This is a genomic window from Janthinobacterium rivuli, from assembly GCF_009208735.1.
In the GTDB taxonomy this organism is placed as follows: domain Bacteria; phylum Pseudomonadota; class Gammaproteobacteria; order Burkholderiales; family Burkholderiaceae_D; genus Janthinobacterium.
Map to the genome: position 1 here is coordinate 13,001 of NZ_WFLJ01000020.1, position 17,452 is coordinate 30,452.

The 17,452-nt window shown below is 67.7% G+C and carries 14 protein-coding genes; 6 read left to right on the forward strand and 8 right to left on the reverse strand.

What is annotated here, in order from left to right; genetic code table 11:
- Positions 1–34 precede the first annotated feature (34 nt).
- The 5 genes from GCN78_RS23520 to GCN78_RS23540 are packed head-to-tail and all read right to left on the reverse strand — an operon-like array spanning position 35 to position 7,469.
- Complete coding sequence (locus tag GCN78_RS23520) at positions 35–1,225, reverse strand: hypothetical protein (RefSeq protein WP_152253868.1); 1,191 nt, start codon at positions 1,223–1,225, stop codon at positions 35–37.
- A 2-nt stretch (positions 1,226–1,227) separates the two neighbouring features.
- On the reverse strand, positions 1,228–2,790 hold the full coding sequence (locus tag GCN78_RS23525) for an MBOAT family O-acyltransferase (protein WP_152253869.1): 1,563 nt from the start codon (positions 2,788–2,790) through the stop codon (positions 1,228–1,230).
- Positions 2,780–3,853 carry a glycosyltransferase family 4 protein gene (locus tag GCN78_RS23530; protein WP_226939792.1) on the reverse strand — a complete coding sequence of 358 codons (1,074 nt, stop codon included), beginning with the start codon at positions 3,851–3,853 and terminating at the stop codon, positions 2,780–2,782. The genes GCN78_RS23525 and GCN78_RS23530 overlap by 11 nt, the downstream gene beginning before the upstream one ends.
- Positions 3,854–3,890: 37 nt before the next feature.
- Positions 3,891–5,369: a lipopolysaccharide biosynthesis protein gene (locus tag GCN78_RS23535; protein WP_152253871.1), complete on the reverse strand. Its 1,479-nt coding sequence runs from the start codon at positions 5,367–5,369 to the stop codon at positions 3,891–3,893.
- Between the two features lie 15 nt (positions 5,370–5,384).
- Complete coding sequence (locus tag GCN78_RS23540; protein WP_226939793.1) at positions 5,385–7,469, reverse strand: glycosyltransferase; 2,085 nt, start codon at positions 7,467–7,469, stop codon at positions 5,385–5,387.
- Between the two features lie 137 nt (positions 7,470–7,606).
- Here GCN78_RS23540 and GCN78_RS23545 point away from each other — a divergent pair, with 137 nt between their 5' ends.
- Both GCN78_RS23545 and GCN78_RS23550 read left to right on the forward strand, forming a co-directional pair.
- Complete coding sequence (locus GCN78_RS23545) at positions 7,607–8,893, forward strand: putative O-glycosylation ligase, exosortase A system-associated (protein ID WP_152253872.1); 1,287 nt, start codon at positions 7,607–7,609, stop codon at positions 8,891–8,893.
- The gene (locus tag GCN78_RS23550; protein WP_152253873.1) at positions 8,890–9,825 is read left to right on the forward strand and encodes a polysaccharide deacetylase family protein; all 936 of its coding nucleotides are present in this window, start codon (positions 8,890–8,892) and stop codon (positions 9,823–9,825) included. The genes GCN78_RS23545 and GCN78_RS23550 overlap by 4 nt, the downstream gene beginning before the upstream one ends.
- On the opposite strand, the gene GCN78_RS23555 is transcribed toward GCN78_RS23550, so the two are convergent.
- From GCN78_RS23555 to GCN78_RS23565, 3 genes are read right to left on the reverse strand one after another with little or no spacing between them, the layout of a single operon-like run.
- Entirely contained in the window at positions 9,734–11,674 is a 1,941-nt protein-coding gene (locus GCN78_RS23555; protein WP_152253874.1) for an asparagine synthetase B family protein, read from the reverse strand. The genes GCN78_RS23550 and GCN78_RS23555 overlap by 92 nt on opposite strands.
- Positions 11,671–12,927 carry a pyridoxal-dependent decarboxylase, exosortase A system-associated gene (locus GCN78_RS23560; RefSeq protein WP_226939794.1) on the reverse strand — a complete coding sequence of 419 codons (1,257 nt, stop codon included), beginning with the start codon at positions 12,925–12,927 and terminating at the stop codon, positions 11,671–11,673. The genes GCN78_RS23555 and GCN78_RS23560 overlap by 4 nt, the downstream gene beginning before the upstream one ends.
- Positions 12,924–14,528 carry an acyl-CoA ligase (AMP-forming), exosortase A system-associated gene (locus GCN78_RS23565; RefSeq protein ID WP_152253875.1) on the reverse strand — a complete coding sequence of 535 codons (1,605 nt, stop codon included), beginning with the start codon at positions 14,526–14,528 and terminating at the stop codon, positions 12,924–12,926. Before GCN78_RS23565 ends, GCN78_RS23560 begins: the two co-directional genes overlap by 4 nt.
- Positions 14,529–14,714: 186 nt before the next feature.
- On the opposite strand from GCN78_RS23565, the gene GCN78_RS23570 reads away from it, so the two are divergent.
- Genes GCN78_RS23570 through GCN78_RS23585 form a run of 4 tightly spaced genes read left to right on the forward strand, consistent with a single transcriptional unit; the run spans position 14,715 to position 17,438 of the window.
- Positions 14,715–15,470, forward strand: coding sequence for a GNAT family N-acetyltransferase (locus GCN78_RS23570; RefSeq protein ID WP_226939795.1), 756 nt, complete (start codon positions 14,715–14,717; stop codon positions 15,468–15,470).
- Positions 15,449–15,694 carry an acyl carrier protein gene (locus GCN78_RS23575; RefSeq protein ID WP_152253877.1) on the forward strand — a complete coding sequence of 82 codons (246 nt, stop codon included), beginning with the start codon at positions 15,449–15,451 and terminating at the stop codon, positions 15,692–15,694. The genes GCN78_RS23570 and GCN78_RS23575 overlap by 22 nt, the downstream gene beginning before the upstream one ends.
- Complete coding sequence (locus GCN78_RS23580; RefSeq protein WP_152253878.1) at positions 15,691–16,557, forward strand: hydrolase 2, exosortase A system-associated; 867 nt, start codon at positions 15,691–15,693, stop codon at positions 16,555–16,557. Before GCN78_RS23575 ends, GCN78_RS23580 begins: the two co-directional genes overlap by 4 nt.
- Positions 16,554–17,438: a hydrolase 1, exosortase A system-associated gene (locus GCN78_RS23585; RefSeq protein WP_152253879.1), complete on the forward strand. Its 885-nt coding sequence runs from the start codon at positions 16,554–16,556 to the stop codon at positions 17,436–17,438. The genes GCN78_RS23580 and GCN78_RS23585 overlap by 4 nt, the downstream gene beginning before the upstream one ends.
- The last annotated feature ends 14 nt before the right edge of the window (positions 17,439–17,452 follow it).

Genomic DNA, 17,452 nt, shown 5'->3' on the forward strand with positions numbered 1-17,452 from the left:
GCGGGAAGTAGCAAAATGAGGAGAGAAATGGCGTTCAGCGCCGGATCAGTGGCCCGTCCAGCACCCGCTGCGCATAGGCCGCCTCGCGCGCGTGTTCCACGCGATAGCGGTCGCGCGCGGCGCGCATGGCCGCCTGGTGGGCGTCGACATTGGCCTGCGTCAGTTCCACGCCGAAATCGGCCGGCGGCGGCGTGTCGCCGCCGAACAGGCGCGCCAGGATCATGCGGCCCACATTGTCCCGGTAATGCGACACTTCCCAGTAATAATGCATGTCGGGCTTGCCGCTGACGAGCGGGGTCGCCTCCATCGTGATGCTGTTGAAGCCGGAAAAATCATGCAGGCGCACGTCGCAGCCCCGCTGGCGGTGGCGCGCGACGACTTGCACCAGTCCCCGCTGCCACGCCTGCATGGCATCCCACTTGCCGCGCCAGTGCAGCGCGTACAAGGTCAGCGCGTGCGTGGGGTTGATGTACAGGCGCAAACGCACGCTGCTGCGGCACAGCTTGCCGATGCTGGCGTCGAGCGCGCGTGTCGAGGGCGGCGTCGGCCCCTGGCCATCGCTGAATTCCTGCAGGCGCACGGGAATGGCGTCCTTGGTGCCGAGCCAGTGCCGCATGCCCTTGAGGGTGCACGTCTCGTCGCGCTGCCCATACAAGGCCAGATTGGAGCGACAGACATCGCCGGCATGGCCGGTGAGGATGCGCACGCTGTCCTCCGTCATGTCCAGGGTCAGGCCGCGCTTCAGGTTGACCAGGGCGCGCCGGGCGAAAAAGCCGTGCTCGGCGCCCGTCAAGCTGTCCTCCACGCGCGCCGCCCCCATGTTCAGGGAAAACGTGGGCGCGTCGATGCCCCACACCATGGTCTCGACGCGGCTGACCCTGGCCGCATGCTCGGCCAGGCGGATGGCGTCGCCGATCGAGGCCCCGGACACGGCGCTGTTGAAGACGCTCTTGCCGCCGAACATGGCGCGCACGCCCGTTGGCAAGCCCAGCTCCGTGCGCGAATTGCCGATGTAGATGATGGCGGGACGGTAGCGCGCCACGGCGTAGGTCTTGGCCCAGGCGCCGAGCTTTTCATTGAGCTGGCGCGGGCGCCGCACCAAGGGGCTGTCCCACTGGTGCAGCAGGTAAGGATCGACCTGGTAGTTCAGCAACGAGACGGCGCCGAGCACCAGCAAGACGCAGGCGAGGAAGCAGATGAGGTAGCGGCGCGCGGCGGTGTCCATGCTCAGAACTGAAAGTAGAGAAATTCGGTGACCCGGTTCATGCCGAAGATGCAGGCGATGAACAGCGCGGCCAAGCCCACGCTCCAGCGGGGCGTGGGGCGCCAGCTGAAGGCCCAAGATCCGGCCGGTTGAAATATGCGTTCAATGGCGGGCTCGTAGAGAAAGAATATTTCTTGCGTGTTCGGCGCCTTGAAGGCCAGCAGCATCGCCGCCAGCAGCACGGGCAAGCCCGGCCCCGCCAGTTCGATCCAGCGGATGCCGCCGAAGGCCGGGTGCAAGCCCCACTGCGCCAGGCTGGCCGCGTGACTGGCCAGGCCGCGCGGCAAGCTCACGCCATTTCCCCCCACCAACGCGCGCGTGATATCCCAGGCCGTGGCCACGTCGGGCGCGCGGAAGAAGATCCAGGCCAGCATGACGGCAAGAAAAGTCAGGACGCCCGGCCACCAGCGCGCCGTGACGGTGCCGAATGCGCGCTGCCACGCCTGCTGCAGCACCAGGTACAGGCCGTGCAAGCCGCCCCAGATGACGAAGGTCCAGCCGGCGCCATGCCACAGGCCGCCCAGCAACATGGTCAGCATCAGGTTACGGTAGCGCATGGCCTGGCCATGGCGGCTGCCGCCCAGCGGGATGTATAAATAGTCGCGCAGGAAACGCGACAAGGTCATGTGCCAGCGGCGCCAGAAGTCGGCGATATTGGTCGCCTTGTATGGCGAATTGAAGTTCAGCGGCAATTTCACGCCAAACAGGCGCGACAGGCCGATGGCCATGTCCGAATAGCCGGAAAAGTCGAAGTACAGCTGGAAAGTGTAGGCCAGCACGCCGATCCAGGCCTCGATCAGGGTGGGTTCGGCGCCGGCCGCGAAGACGGGAATCGCCAGCGGCGACAAGTTGTCGGCGATCAGCACTTTTTTCGCCAGGCCGATGGTGAAGATCGACAGGCCGATGGCGAAATTGGCGGCGCGCGGATGGGCGTTGGACGGGTCGGCGAACTGCGGCATCATGTCGCGGTGGTGCAGCACGGGACCGGCGATCAGGTGTGGAAAATAGCTGACGAACAGCACGTAATGGATGAAGCGGTATTCGCGCACCTCGCCCCGGTAGCAATCGACGAGGAAGGCGATCTGCGTGAAGGTGAAAAACGAGATACCGATCGGCAAGATGATGTCGAGGCCGTGCCACGGCAGGCTGGCGGCGTCGGCACCGGCGGCGATGGCCACGGCATTGACGCTGTCGATGAAGAAATTCGCATATTTGTAATACGCGAGCAAGCCCAGGTTCAAGGCCAGCGCCGCCACCAGCACGCGCTTGCGGGCCGCGCCCGCGCGCGCGCCGATCAGGCGCCCGGCGCCGTAGTTGACGCAGATCGAGGCCAGCAGCAACGGCAGGTAGCGCACGTCCCACCAGGCATAGAAGAACAGCGAGGCCAGCGCCAGCCACGCGGCCGGGGCCAGGCGGCGCCAGCTGGCGGACGCGCCACCGGCGGGTGCCCAGCGATCGAGCAGGAAATAGCCGGCCAGCACGATGGGCAGATAGCCGAACAGGAAGGCGAAGGAATTAAACAGCATGCTGCCTCCTGGCCGGCAGCGATTGCGCCTGGCAGTAACATTCGGCGATCTGGGCCGCCACCCTTTCCCACGTGAAGTGTTCCACCAGGGCTTGCACGCGCGCCCGTTCGGGCGGCAGCGCCAGCAATTGCGCGATGGCCTGGCGCTGCGCGGGACCATCGTCCCAGCGCACCTTGCGCAGCGCAAACGCCGAATCGGGCAAGTCGAGCGCGCTTTGCGCCGTCATGACGACGGGCGTGCCGGCCGCCAGCGCTTCGAGCACGCTCAAGGGAAACACCTCACCCTGACTGGGCAAGGCCGCCACGGCCGCCGCATGATAGGCGCTGGCCAGCAGCGGGTCGGCATGATCGAGCGCGCCCAGCCAGCTAACGTGGGGCAAGTCCAGCAACTGCTGCAGATACGGCTGCTGCTCGCGCGGCGCGGCGCCGATCAGCACCAGCGGCACGCCGACGCCGGCCAGCGCCTGCGCCAGCCCCAGCTGGTTTTTATAGGGCGAGATGCTGCCCACCATCAGCACGAACGGCCCGGCGATACCCGTCTCGCGCAGGAACAGGTCGCCATTGGCCGAGAAGAAATGCGGATTGATCCCGTTCGGCAAGACGCGGATCGACTGCGCCGGCAAGCCGAAGCCCTGCACGATGGCGTCGCGCTCGGCGTCGCCCAAGGCAATGACCACGTCGGCCAGCTGCAAGGCGCGCCGCGTTTGCGCATAGCTCGTTTGCACCATCCACTCCGTCAGGCGCCCGGCCAGCCGGTCGGCCAGCCGCGCGCGCCAGGCGCTGGCGCGGCCCCAGCCCGGCGACAGCAGCGGCGACAGCACCACGGGCACGCCTTGTTCGCTGGCCATTTCCATGATGCGGTAAGTGCCATTGCTCGCCGAAAACACGTGCAGCACGTCAAAATCGGCCAGCCGTTCATGGTTGGCATCGACCAGCTGCACTTCCAGCGGGCGCGCCGCCTGCCGGGGCAGCCGGTTCAGCGCGGCAATGGTTTCGCGCACCTGGATCTGCAAGCCGCCGTCGCGCTGGAACAGCATCGGGTAGGACAAGATACCGACACGCATGGTCATCCTTTCGTGCGCCCGCGCCGATGTCGAAGGCTCAGTGCGGTGATTTGACTGCCAGCCAACGGCCGGCAATCTTGCGTTGCAATAACAGAAATTCGCCGGCGAGCTCATGCTTCAACAGGAACAGACCGGCCAGCCAGCACAGCAAGGTGGCCAGTGCCGTGCCCGCCAGCGCCAGCAGCGCCGGTGTGTCAATTGGCAGCCACAGCAAGGCAGCGACGGGGACAACGCCGCAGCAGCCGCAGAGCAACAGACTCTTGCGCAAGGTGCGCGCCAGGATGCGCCAGTCCAGTGCGCTCAAACGCCGCAGGCATCCGTAGTTGAGCCAGCTGCGAAGCATGCTGCTGAGCACCACGGCCCAGGCCACCGCCACCAGCCCGAATGGCGCCGCGGCCAGCAGCAGCGCCACTTTGATGCCGCCAGCCCAGGTATCGAGCCGCACCTGCGCACGCAGCTGGCCCGTCGCCACGAACAGGTAGCGGGCCATGCTGAACATGCTATACACGGCAGAGGACAGGCACATGATCCGGATCAAGGGCACACAGTCCAGCCATTGCGTGCCATACAACACCTTGACCAGGGGCAAAGCCATGCAGGCGAGGAAGAGAAAGAACGGCCAGGCCAGCGCCGTCATGTAACTGATCGTGCGCAAATACACGAGTTCCGCCCCGCCCTGCCCACCCTGCACCCCTTCCTCCCGCGCACGGGCCGCGAACAGGGGAAACACCACGGGAGAAATGGCGCTGGTGATGGCCTGGTTGAAGATATTGAGCACGCTTTGTGCCTTGCCGAACAGGGCCAGGCTTTCAATGCCGATCAGCTTGCCAATGATGAGGTCCGGCGCCGCCACGCCCGCCTCGTCGACCAGGCCGCCACCGGTCGCATACGCGCCGAAGCGGCCGATGGCGCCCATGCCGCGCCGCCCCGGCAGCCACGGCAGTGCTGCAGGACGCACCAGCAGACTGACCAGCAGCGAGGCGCAGGAGCCGGCCAGCGCCGCCCACACCATGCTCATATAACTGTAGCCCTGCAGCGCCAGCAGCACGGCCACCAGCAGATTGACCACGCTATTGGCCGCGTTGATGGCGTAGATGGCGCGAAAGCGCAGTTGCCGGCGCAGCATCGGCAACGTCAGCGCGCTGAACGGGATCAACAGGAAATTGATAGCCAGCAGGCGCAGCACCAGGGTCAGCCGTGGCTCGCCATAGAATTGCGCCAGCGGCGCGCTGGCCAGCAGCACCAGGCCCGCCAGCAGCCAGGCGACGAGCAGGCTGGTGGCCAGCGCGGCCCGCAATTTGACGGCATCAAGCTGCTTTTCCTGGATCAGGTATTGCCCCACACCAAAGTCGCGCACCACTTGCGCCAGCGCCACCAGCACGGCGCCCAAGGAATACACGCCCACTTCGGCCGGCGTCAGCAGGCGCGACAGTACCATGGTGGCGACGATGCCCAGCAGCAGCACCGTGTATTTTTCGGCGAAGGAAAAGAAGAATGAATGGCGGGTGGCGCTCATGCGGACCGCCCGCGCCTACACGAGGCCGGCATAGAACTGGCGCAACTGACGCTCCAGGCGCGGCATCGAATAGCGCTGCACGGTTTCCTCGCGCGCCAGCCGTCCCATGCGGGCACGCCGTGGCGCATCCGCCAGGAGCTGCGCCACGGCCGCGCAAGCGGCGTGCTCGTCATCGAGCGGCAGCAGCAAGCCCCCTTCGCTGTCGTACAGGATATCGTGGGTGCCCGGCACATCCGTGCCCACGGCCGGCACGCCGCAGGCCATGGCTTCGATGGTGGCGATGCCGAAGCCTTCATTCTTGCTCAGCAGCACATGCAGGTCGAAGGCCGGCATCAGCCACTCGATGCGCTGCTGGAAGCCGGCAAACACGATTCTTTCCTGCAGGCCCATCTGTTGTACCTGCAGCCGCAGCATGGCGTCCAGCGGCCCCGTGCCCACCAGCACTAAATACAAGCTGGGAAATTGCGGCGCCAGGCGGGCGAACAGGGACAGCAGCGCTTGCGGACGTTTTTGCGCGGAGAGCCGCGCCACGCTCCCCAGCACGAGCGCGTCCGGCGGCAGTCCCAGCTGCTGGCGCGCCAGTATTCTCCGTTCCGGCGAGACGATGAACGTGTCCGTATCGACACCGTTGGGGATGACGGCCAGCCGCGTTTCCGGCGCCAGCATGTCGCGATACAGGTCGAGGAAATGCCGCATGGACGAGGCCGACACGGCATACACGCCCTTGACGCTACGAAACGCTTCCTGCAAGCGGGGCCGCTGCCAGTCGCTGAACGGTTCCAGGGGAAAGGCATTGTGCACGCTGATCACGGCCGGCAAACGGCATCGCCGCGCCAGCCACAGGATGGAAGCGCCATAACTGGTCCAGCAAAACGCCACGTGGACCAGGTCGGGCCGCAGCCGCCGCAGCCGCCACGCGCCCGTGATCCTGGCGCGCAGCCAATTCCAGCGGCGCCAGGCCCAGTGTTCGAGAAACAATGGCGGTTCATACACGCGCACTTGCAGCTGTCTTGCGCGCAAGTCTTGCGCCCAGGCGGTAAAACCGGGAAAGCGCCGCAGCGCCAGCACGCTGTCATAGCCGCTCGCGCCCAGCATTCTGGCCTCTTGCGCCATGCGCAGTTCCATGCCGCCCAACTCGCCCGAATAACTGCTGATGACGATGCGCGGCAACCGTTTGCGCCGGCCCCGCCACGCTTCATGAAAGAAGCCCCGCAGCCAGGCCCGCTCCCACTGGCGCAGGAACAGGTCGGCTGCGTCGCGCCGCAGCCAGGCCCGCACGGCGCCGAGGGAATCGCGCACGTATCTTCCCAGCATCCAGCGCGGCACGCCGAGCAGCTCCACACTCGGCGCAAAGGTCGCCAGCCGGCATTGGCCACGGCCAAACAGCATGGCACGGCGCAGTATCCAGGCGCGCCGCACCTGCGGGACGCGGATGATGTGGGCCACCTTCGCCCGCGGACAGAACCAGGAAGGATTGCCGGCCGTATGCATCTCCAGGTTGAGCCGGGTTTCGCTGCCCATGGCGTAGTTGGCGCCCTGCGGGCCGATGCTTTCGTCGTAGCGGGCACCCGCCTCGAAGATGCGGCGGCGTATCGCCATGTTGGCGCCCCAGACGAGGCCAGGATAGATGGGGGCGTCGCGCAGGTCGGCGCTGGTGATACCCCACGTCAAGCCGACGGGGGTCAGGCGCAGCAGCCAGTCCGCCGGCGGCTCGCGCCAGGCAGGCACGATGGCGCCGCCGAACAGGGCGTAACCGGGGTGGTCGCGCGCGCTGTCCTGCAAGCGGCACAGCCAGTCGGATGCCGGCATGGCGTCATCGTCGCCAAAGACAAACAGCTCGCCGCCGTCGCCGCTGTAGCGCAAGGCGTGCTCGACGGCGCCATTCAGGGCGGGACTGCGTCCGCGCCGCGCCACATAGACGGAACTCAAGGGCAAGCGGCCGCGGAAGGCGGCAATCACCTCGGCGGTGGCGTCCGTGCTGCCATTGTCGGCGATGACCAGGCGCCAGCCGCCCACGGGCGCACGCAGCCCCATGTAGGCGCGCAATACCTGGGGCAAGGTGCCGGCGCCATTGTAGGTCGCCATGAGAACGGTCAACAAGGACATGCCTCCTTGGTCTTACTATCACAAAACTATGTACTGAAGAGTATTGAACCAGTGTACTGAGCCTGCCCGCCGGCCCGTTGACAGGCATCAAGACCATGCCAACCCGGGCAACACCAGGAGCATCCCCCTTCATGCGCGACATACTGATCATCATCATCATCCTGGGTTCCCTGCCCTTCATCCTGAAGTCGCCCCCCATCGGCGGCCTGATGTGGATATGGGTCAGCGTAATGAATCCACACACGCAAGCTTGGGGCTTTGCCACCCACTTCCCCTTCGCCTTCATCATCGCCATCGCCACCATGCTCAGCCTGGTCATGACGCGCGAGCCGAAAAGCTTGCCGCTCACGCCCGTCAGCGTGCTGCTGCTGCTGTTCGTCGCGTGGATGAATGTCACTGCCCCGTTCGCCCTGCTGCCGGCATCGTCGTGGATGCAGTGGAACAAGGTCATGAAGATCATGCTGATGAGCTTTGTCATCATGATGGTGATCCGCACGCGACGCGACATCGTGCGCCTCGTGTGGGTGCTGGTGGGCTCGATCGGCTATTACGGCGTGAAAGGCGGCATCTTCACCATCCGCAGCGGCGGCACGGAACGGGTCTGGGGGCCGGAAGAAACCTTTATCGGGGATAACAATTCGCTGGCCCTGGCCCTGATCATCACCATTCCCCTCATGTATTATTTGCAGCAAAACACGGACAGGCGCTGGGTGCGCCACGGCTTGTCCGCGGCGATGCTGCTCTCGGCGCTGGCAGCGCTGGGTTCGTATTCGCGCGGCGGCCTGCTGGCCATCGCCGCCATGGGCCTGTTCATGTGGCTGAAAAGCGACCGCAAGCTGGTGCTGGGCGCGCTGCTCGCAGCGGTCGCGCCCTTGCTGCTGGCCTTCATGCCAGAGCGCTGGGCCGAGCGCATGGATACCATCAACACTTATCAGGACGATGTGTCCGCCATGGGTCGCCTGAATGCCTGGCGCATGGCGTGGAACCTGGCGCGCGACCGTTTCCTCGGCGGCGGCTTCGACGTGTCCGATGCCGCCATCTTTGCCCGCTATGCGCCCAATCCCATGGACGTGCATGCGGCGCACAGCATTTATTTCCAGGTGCTGGGCGAACACGGCTTTGTCGGCTTGCTGATATACCTGGCGCTGGGCATCGCCACCTGGCGCACGGCGGCCGCCATCATCCACCGCACGCGGGGCAAGCCCGAATTGCGCTGGGCGCACGGCCTGGCCACCATGAGCCAGGCCAGTCTGATCGGCTTTGCCGTGGGCGGTGCCTTCCTCAGCCTGCTGTACTTCGACATGCCGTACTACCTGATGGCCGCCCTGATTGCCACGCGCAATATTGTCGAACAGCAAGCCACGGCGACCATGGCCGGCCAGGCCAAGGCCAGGGCGGCCATCGCGGAGCAGCCATGACGGCCACCTTGTCGATCTTGCTCTACCACCGCGTGCCAGCGCGGCCCGATCCCCTGTTCCCCGGCGAAGTCGATGCGGCCCTGTTCGAGCGACAGTTGCGCCTGTTAAAACGTTTTTATACGCCCCTGCCGCTGAGCGAAGCCGTGCGGCGCCTGCAGGATGGCAGCCTGCCGCCGCGCGCCGCCTGTATCACCTTCGACGACGGCTATGCCGACAATGCGCAAGTCGCCCTGCCGCTGCTGCTGCGCCACGGCTGGCACGCCACGTTTTTTATCGCCACGGACTATCTGAATGGCGGACAGATGTGGAACGACGCGGTGATTGATGCCGTGCGCCAGGCGCCAGGCCCCGTGCTGGACTTGCGCGAAGACGCGCTGGGGACCTTCCCCGTCGCCAGCCTGGCGCAGCGGCAGGCAGCCATCGCCACCTTGCTGGGCCAGCTCAAATACCTGCCGTTCGGCCGGCGCCAGCAGCTGGCCATGCGGATCCGCCGCCAGGCGGGCGCCACGGCGGGGCCGCCCGCCATGCTGAGCACGGCCCAGCTGCGCCAGCTGCAAGCGGCCGGCATGGGCCTGGGCGCGCACACGGCCAGCCACCCTATCCTGTCGACCTTGCCGGACCACGCCGCGCAGCGCGACATCGCCGATGGCAAGCGCCAGCTGGAAAGCCTGATCCAGGCGCCCGTCACCCTGTTTGCGTATCCCAATGGCAAGGCCGGGCGCGACTATGGCGCGCCGCACGTGGCGATGGTGAAAAGCCTGGGTTTCCAGGCGGCCGTCGCCACGGACTGGGGTGTGTCGCGTCCCGGCGCGGGACTCGACCTGCTGCAGCTGCCCCGCTTTACGCCGTGGGATCGAGGACGCCTGGCGTTTCTGTGGCGCATGCGGCAAAACCGCCTGCTAGCGCACCCAGCGCGCCCGGATGCTGGCTGAGCCATTGTTCCAGCATCAGCAGCAGCCACACCATGGTGCCGTGGTAGGCCGGATGTTCCGCCAGCAAGCGCCCCTGCAGGTCATCGATGAAGGCGGGCCGCACGATGCCGCGCCCGCGCAGCTGCGTCAGATTGTCAAACGCAAATTCGCGCAGCGGCGCATGGCTGTGCAGCCACTGGCCGAAGGGCAAGCCGAAGCCGTGCTTCTTCTTGCCCACGATGGCCGGCGGCAGGATCTCGGCCAGCGCCCGCTTGAAGAAGGGCCGCAGCTGTCTGCCGTCGAGCTTGTCCTGCGGCGCCAGGCGGGCAGCGAACGCCACCATCGCATCGTGCAGGAAGGGAAACGCCGCTTCCACGCCGGCCAGCTCGCACGCCTTGCGCACCTTGAACAGGTCGTTGTCGGCCAGGGTGAAGCGCATGTCCAGCGCCAGCAGCTCGTTGATCTGGCTCAAGCCCTGGCCTTGCCGCTCCCAATATGCGCCATTCACGCAACCGGGCGCCATGCCCGGATCGATGGTGTCGATGAAGCCCGCTTCCAGCACCGTGCGGTGGCCATGGCGCAGCAGCAAGTTGTAGTCGTCGAGCCTGGCCGGCAGCGGCAGACTGGCCTGCTCGATGTAGCGGCGCGCTTTGTCCCCCAGGCGCCAAGGCTTGCCTTTCTGTTCACGGAATAGCAGCGGCTCAATGATGGCCTGGCGCAAGATGACGGGCAAGCGCTCGTACTGCGACAGCAAGGCCTGGTGCGCATAGCGCGCATTGCCGCCAAACAGTTCATCGCCGCCGTCGCCGCCCAGCAAGCGCGTCACGCCATCCTCGCGCGCCATCTGCGCGCAATAGTAAGCAGGAATGGCCGACGCATTGCCGAAAGGCTGGTCGAAGATGGCCGCCATGGCGGGGATCGCAGCCAGCACGTCGCTTGGCGTCACGTAGCGTTCGTGGTGGATGCTGCCCGCATGGCTGGCGGCCAGGCGGGCATACGCCATTTCGTCATAGCCGGGCGCGTCGAAGCCGATGGAATACGTGCGCGCGGGCCGGCCCGTCACCTGACCGATGATGGCGGCCAGGGTGGAACTGTCGGTGCCGCCGCTGAGAAACGCCCCCGTGCGGTCCGCATCCGGCCCCAGGCTGCTTTCCACGGCCAGCCGCAGCAGGCGCAGGAATTCCTGCTTGTTGCCGGCGAAGCTGGCCCGCGTGCGCGCCGCCGGCTCCTGGAAGACCAGCTGCCAGTAGCTGCCCTTGCATTGCCTGCCGCCCCGCACATGCAGGTATTCGCCGGGCAGCAAGCGCTGCTGGCCCAGGTACGCCGTGGCCGGGCCGGGCACCATGTGGAAGTACAGGTAGTGATACAGCGCTTGCGGGTCGAGCGCGCCCCGCACGGACGGATGGGCCAGCAAGGCGTCATGCGAGGAGGCAAAGAACAGGCCTTGCGCATTGCCCGCATAGCTGAGGGGGTGGATGCCGGCGCGGTCCACGGCCAGCAAGGCCGAGCCGGAAAAAGCGTCGAGGATGGCCAGCGCGAATGACCCGGACAGGCTGGCGCAGGCGGCCACGCCACGGCTCAGCCACAGCGAAGCGAGGCGGCACGCCACGTCGTCGGCCGAACCGTCGAGCTCGGGCCGGCCCCAGATGGCCACCTGCAAGCCATCCTGCTGATACACATGGCGGCTGCCGTCGATGGCGGCCACGGCCACACCGCCCACGTCGCTCAAGCTGGCGGCCAGGGGCGCGCTATCGAAACGCGACAAGGGCGCGGCCATGCCGGCCAGCGCGCTTTGCGCCACGCCATCGGCCGCCATGCCGCCGACATCCGCGCCGCCAGGCGCCGCCAGCCAACCGCACAGGCCGCTCATACGAGCACCTCGGCCGGCAGCGGATGACCAAGAAAGGCCGTCGGACTGGCCGTCAAGCCATACGCGCCCGACTGGAACACCACCGCCAGATCGCCCTCCTCGGCGCGCGCCATCTCCATCTGGTCGGCCAGCAAGTCCAGCGGCGTGCACAGCGGCCCCACGACGGAGGCCACCTCGCGCGGACCGCCGTGCAGCCGGTTGCCGATGGCGACCGGATAATTCTTGCGGATCAGCTGGCCAAAATTGCCGGAAGCGGCCAGGTGATGGTGCAAGCCGCCATCCGTGACGAGAAAGACTTGCCCGTGCGACACCTTGCGTTCGAGCACCTTGCACACATACACGCCCGCCTCGGCCACCAGATAACGGCCCAGCTCCAGGTTCAGGCGCACGTCCGGCGCCGCCTGGTCCAGGATGGCGAGCTGCCGCTGCAAGCCTGCGGCGACGGGAGCCAGGTCGAGCGCCTGGTCGCCGGGAAAATACGGCACGCCGAAGCCGCCGCCGATATTCAGCGTGCGCAGGGGCGACGGCGCGCTGTCGGCCAGATGCAGGGCCAATTGCACGCTGAGGGCCTGCGCTTCGGCCAGGGCCGCCCCCGACAGGCTTTGCGAACCCGCATACAAATGAAAACCATGGAAATCCAGCCCCAGCTGACCGATGCGGCCCAGCAGCGCCGGCACGAGGGCCGCATCGACGCCAAACGGCTGCGCGCCGCCGCCCATGCGCATGCCCGTGCGACGCAGGGCGAAATCGGGATTCACGCGCACGGCCACCCTGGCCGTCACGCCCAGCCGTTCACTGGCCAGCGCCACCCGTTCCAGCTGGGCGCCCGATTCCACGTTGATCAGCACGCCGGCCGCCACGGCCCGCGCCAGCTCGCCGTCGCTCTTGCCCGGCCCAGCAAAACTGATGTGTTCCGATGCCATGGTCGTATCGAGCGCGGTGGCCAGTTCGCCGCCCGAGGCCACGTCGATGCCATCGACCAGCCCCGCCAGGCACTGCACCACGGCCGGCATGGGATTGGCCTTCATCGCGTAATGCACGTGCACGCCAGCGGGCAAGGCGGCGCGCAGTTGCGCCACGCGACGCGTGATGCGCGCGCGTTCATACGCGTAAAACGGCGTGCTGCCGACTCTCTGGGCCAGGCGGCGCAAGGACATGCCGCCGATCTGCAGCATGTCGCCCTCCACGGCGAACTGCCCCAGGGAAGCGTGCGACGGCAAGTCCGTACCGTTCGAGCGGATCAAGTCTTTCATGCGGCGTCTCCCGATTGGACCGCATACGCGCGCGCCAGTTCCCTGGCCAGCAAGGGGCGGTCGATCTTGCCGTTCGGATTGCGCGGCAGCACGCCGTCGCGGATCTCCACCCACAGCGGCACCATGTAGCTGGGCAAGCGCGCGCGGCAGGCGGCCAGCACGCTGTCGCGCAACAATTCCACGCCCGGCGCGGGCGTGACGAGCAAGGCGATGGCCTGGCCCAGCACGGCATGCGGCAGGCCCAGCGCGGCGGCCTCGCCCACCAGACCGCTCGCATACGCGACTTCCTCGATCTCGGCCGGGCTGACCCGGTAGCCGGACGTCTTGATCATGTCATCGCTGCGCCCCACGAAATACAGATAGCCCTCCGCATCGCGGCGCACCGTGTCGCCCGACCAGACGGCCAGTTCCGGCAGCACCAGGCCGCTCGCCTGCGGCGGCAGCGGCTTGAAGCGCTCGGCCGTGCGGGCCGCGTCGTTCCAATAGCCGAGCGCCACCAGCGCGCCACGGTGCACCAGCTCGCCCGGCTCGTCGGCGTCGCACACGCTGCCGTCCGGACGCAGCACCAGCACTTCCGCGTTGGGGATCGCCTGTCCGATGGAATCGGGGCGCCGCTCCAGCTGTTCCGGCGCCAGGTAGGTGGAGCGGAACGCTTCCGTCAAGCCATACATCAGGTAAACCTGCGCGCGCGGCAGCGACTGGCGCAGCCGGTCGAGCGTGGGGCGCTGCATCACGCCGCCCGAATTGGTGATGTAGCGCAAGGGCGTGGACAAGGGCCAGCTCAGCTGCGACAGCTGCACCCACAACGGCGGCACGGCGGCCAGGCCCGTGATGACTTCCTGCTCGACGGCTTCGACGATGTCGCGCAGCAGCAGATAATTCATCAGCACGGCGCAGGCGCCGCTGGCAAACGCCGTCGTCAACTGGCTCAGGCCATAATCAAAGCTGAGCGGCAGGACGCACAGGATGCGGTCCTCCGGCGTGTTGCGCAGGTAGGACGACACGCTGAGGGCGCCCGCCAGCATGTTGCGGTGCGACAGCACCACGCCTTTCGGCCGCCCCGTGCTGCCCGAGGTATACAAGATGGCGGCCATGTCCGTGTCGATCGCCACATGCGGCCTGGGTGCGCCAAAGGCGGGCACATCGGCGGGCACGGCGTTCCACGGCAGCACGCGCAGCGTGCCCAGGCGCGATTCCACGTGCCCCTCGCCCGTCAGCAGCACCGTGCGCAAGTCCGGACACGCGGCCAGCGCGGGCCCCAGTTGCGCCAGGCGTTCGCGCGACGTGACGAGGATGTCCACGTTGCAATCGGCCAGGATGTACGCCACCTGCTCCGGCCTGAGCAGCGGATTGACGGGCACGAACACGCCGCCGGCCGCCGCCGCGCCAAACATGGCGCTGACGTTTTCCGGGCGTTTTTCCAGGTACACGGCCACGCGCGCGCCACGCTGCAAGCCCAGGCTCAGCAGGCTGCCGGCCGCCTCGCGCACGGACTGCGCCAGCGCGGCATAGCCGAGTTCCTCGCCCTGCCACGACAGGGCCGGCGCCTGGGGCGCACGCTGCGCCGTTTCAAAGATCAGATCGTGTATCAGTGTCGCCATCGTTTCATCCCCGGGTTGCCATGATTGCCATGCATTCCCCTATGATTCAGACAAACGGCCACAGCGGTCTTGATTTTGATCAATTAACAGTTTCAGCAACACAGCTTGAGCGCGCGCAAGACCGCCGCTGGCCGCTGCGCTCTAATGGACAGCGTTGGCTGCAAAGCCGCCCCATCCGTGACTGCCATGGCCAGCTTCGCCCTTATTCCCCGGTTACACCGGCTTGCCGCCAGCCTTCGCCAGCTGAGCTGGCGCGACAGCGCGTGGCTGGCCGTGGCGCGGCTGCTGGAACGCGTACCGGGCGGGCGCTGCGCGCTGTACCGTTATCAATTCGTCGCACAGGCCGTGGCGCCCGGTTCGCTGTGCCGCGGGCGCGGCCAGGCGATCGCCGTCGCGCCCTGCCTGGCGGAGGCGGACTTGCCGCCCGGCCCCGAACGCCGGCCCGGCGCGCTGCGCGAACGCTACCGGCAAGGCGCGCAATGCCTGGTGGCGCGCAACGAGTCAGGCATGCTGGGCTGGATCTGGCTGCTGCGCCACGGCTGCCAGGAAGACGAGGTGCGCGCCCGCTATGCGCTGGCGTCGAACCAGTCCTCATGGGACCTGGACGTGTGGGTGCATCCCGAGCAGCGCGGCGGCCTGGTCTTCGCCCGCCTGTGGGAAGAGGCCAACGCCGTGCTGCACGCGCAGGGCGTGCGCTGGTCGTGCAGCCGCATCTCGCGCTTCAACCGCGCCTCGCTGGGCGCCCATGCGCGCCTGGGCACGCACGCGCTGGGCACAGCCACCTTTATCCGCTGCGGGCGCTGGCAATGGATGGCCGCCAGCCTGCCGCCGTATCTGCACCTGTCGCGCGGGCCGGACGATGTTCCCTGCCTGGCCTTCGATACGTCTTCCCTGCCGCACTACCCTTCCCTGGAGCTGACATGCCGCATCTTGAAGCAGTAAAGCACATCCTCGACACCACGCTGGGCTTGAACGGACGCGCGCTGGAAGCCCACACGCCGCTGCTGGGCAGCGTGCCGGAGCTCGACTCGATGGCCGTGATCGGCGTGATCACCGCGCTGGAAGACCATTTCGGCATCACCGTCGCCGACGACGACATCCACGCGCGCCACTTCGCCACCGTGGGCACGCTGCACGATTTCGTCTCTGCAAAGCTGCGACCATGAACCGCGCCGCCCTCGACGCCTTGCCGCTGCTGCCCTTCTTCCTGCCCGCCAGCGGCGGCCAGCGCTACTGCCTGCTGCACCTGCCGCCACCGGGCCGCGGCGCGCGCGGCGGCATCGTCTACGTGCATCCCTTCGCCGAGGAACTGAACAAGAGCCGCCACGTGGCCGCCGCGCAGGCGCGCGCCTTTGCCAGCTTTGGCTACAGCGTGCTGCAGATCGACCTGTTTGGCTGCGGCGACAGCAGCGGCGACTTTGGCGAGGCGCGCTGGGACATCTGGCACAACGACCTGCACCTGGCTTGCGCGTGGCTGGCGCAGCGGGTCGACGGCCCGTTGACCCTGTGGGGCTTGCGCCTGGGCGCCCTGCTGGCCCTCGATTTCGCCAGCCGCGCGCCGCTGCCCCTGGCGCGTCTGCTGCTGTGGCAACCGGAATTCGATGGACGGCGCGTCATCGACCGCTTCCTGCGCCTGCGCCTGGCCAGCGGCATGCTGGCCGGCGGCGCACCGGAAGCGCCCGGCCAGGCGCGCGCCGCGCTGGCGCAGGGTGACTCCGTGGAGGTGGCCGGCTACCTGCTGGCGCCCGAGCTGGCGCACGCCATCGATGGCGTCAGCGCCTCCGCGCTGCAGCCGTCCGTCCCGCCGGTGCCCGTCTACTGGCTCGATTACCAGGGGCCGGAACAGGCTTCGTCGCCCTTGCCGCCATTGGCGCGGCAATGGCGCGACCAGGGCGCCGCCGTCCACGTGGCCAGCTTCGGCGACGGCCCGTTCTGGCACAGCGGCGAGCTGCTGGCGTGTCCGCAACTGCTGGACGCCACGCGTGCGCTGTGCCGCGACTGGCTAGACGAGGAAAGGACGCCGCCATGAAGCGCGACAGCATTCAGCAGCACCTCGCAGGGCGGACCGTGAACGAACTGGCCCTGCGCTTTCGCAGTGCGGCCACAGACGACGAGGCGCAGGCGCGCATGGTCGGCATCCTCAGCCTGCCCGACGCGCCCGGCCCGCGCGGCGTGGTGATCGTCACGGGCGGACCGCAATACCGCGTGGGCAGCCACCGCCAGTTCGTCCTGCTGGCGCGCGCCCTGGCCGCGCGCGGCGTGCCCGTGCTGCGTTTCGACTTGCGCGGCATGGGCGACAGCGAGGGTGGCGCGCGCGACTACCGCGCCGCCGGCCCCGACATCGCCGGCGCGCTGGCGCAATTCTTCGCCGCCGTGCCGGCGCTGCGCGAGGTGGCGCTGTGGGGCTTGTGCGACGGCGCCACGGCGGCGGCCTGCCATGCGCCAAGCGACGCGCGCGTCCATGCGCTGGTCCTGCTCAACCCGTGGGTGCGCAGCGGCGCCGGCCTGGCGCGCGCCACCTTGCGCCACTATTATCTGCCACGCCTGCTGCGAGGCGCCTTTTGGCGCAAGCTGGCCAGCGGCGAAGTGCGGCTGGGCGCCAGCCTGACGTCGCTGCTCCAGGTGGCGGCCGCCACGCGGGAAGCGGCGCAGGAAGACGACGCGCCCGCGCCTGCCCTGCTGCGGGCGTTGACGCAATTCCAGGGCAAGGTGCTGCTGGTCCTCAGCGGCGACGACCTGGGCGCGCGGGAGTGGCAAGCCCTGCTCGATGGCGATGCCGCGTGGCGCGGCGTGGCCGCCCGCCCACAATGGACACGGGCGCAGGTCGATGGCGCCAACCACACCTTCGCCAGCGCCGCCTGGCGCGGCGAAGTGGAACAGCTGTGCGCACGCTGGCTGCAGTCATGGTAGCGCCAAGGCCAAAA

Bases quoted from the DNA above. Each gene is read 5' to 3' on its own strand.
- GCN78_RS23520 (WP_152253868.1), bottom strand. From the start codon at position 1,225: ATGGACACCGCCGCGCGCCGCTACCTCATCTGCTTCCTCGCCTGCGTC.
- GCN78_RS23525 (WP_152253869.1), bottom strand. From the start codon at position 2,790: ATGCTGTTTAATTCCTTCGCCTTCCTGTTCGGCTATCTGCCCATCGTG.
- GCN78_RS23530 (WP_226939792.1), bottom strand. From the start codon at position 3,853: ATGCGTGTCGGTATCTTGTCCTACCCGATGCTGTTCCAGCGCGACGGC.
- GCN78_RS23535 (WP_152253871.1), bottom strand. From the start codon at position 5,369: ATGAGCGCCACCCGCCATTCATTCTTCTTTTCCTTCGCCGAAAAATAC.
- GCN78_RS23545 (WP_152253872.1), top strand. From the start codon at position 7,607: ATGCGCGACATACTGATCATCATCATCATCCTGGGTTCCCTGCCCTTC.
- GCN78_RS23550 (WP_152253873.1), top strand. From the start codon at position 8,890: ATGACGGCCACCTTGTCGATCTTGCTCTACCACCGCGTGCCAGCGCGG.
- GCN78_RS23555 (WP_152253874.1), bottom strand. From the start codon at position 11,674: ATGAGCGGCCTGTGCGGTTGGCTGGCGGCGCCTGGCGGCGCGGATGTC.
- GCN78_RS23560 (WP_226939794.1), bottom strand. From the start codon at position 12,927: ATGAAAGACTTGATCCGCTCGAACGGTACGGACTTGCCGTCGCACGCT.
- GCN78_RS23565 (WP_152253875.1), bottom strand. From the start codon at position 14,528: ATGGCGACACTGATACACGATCTGATCTTTGAAACGGCGCAGCGTGCG.
- GCN78_RS23570 (WP_226939795.1), top strand. From the start codon at position 14,715: ATGGCCAGCTTCGCCCTTATTCCCCGGTTACACCGGCTTGCCGCCAGC.
- GCN78_RS23575 (WP_152253877.1), top strand. From the start codon at position 15,449: ATGCCGCATCTTGAAGCAGTAAAGCACATCCTCGACACCACGCTGGGC.
- GCN78_RS23580 (WP_152253878.1), top strand. From the start codon at position 15,691: ATGAACCGCGCCGCCCTCGACGCCTTGCCGCTGCTGCCCTTCTTCCTG.
- GCN78_RS23585 (WP_152253879.1), top strand. From the start codon at position 16,554: ATGAAGCGCGACAGCATTCAGCAGCACCTCGCAGGGCGGACCGTGAAC.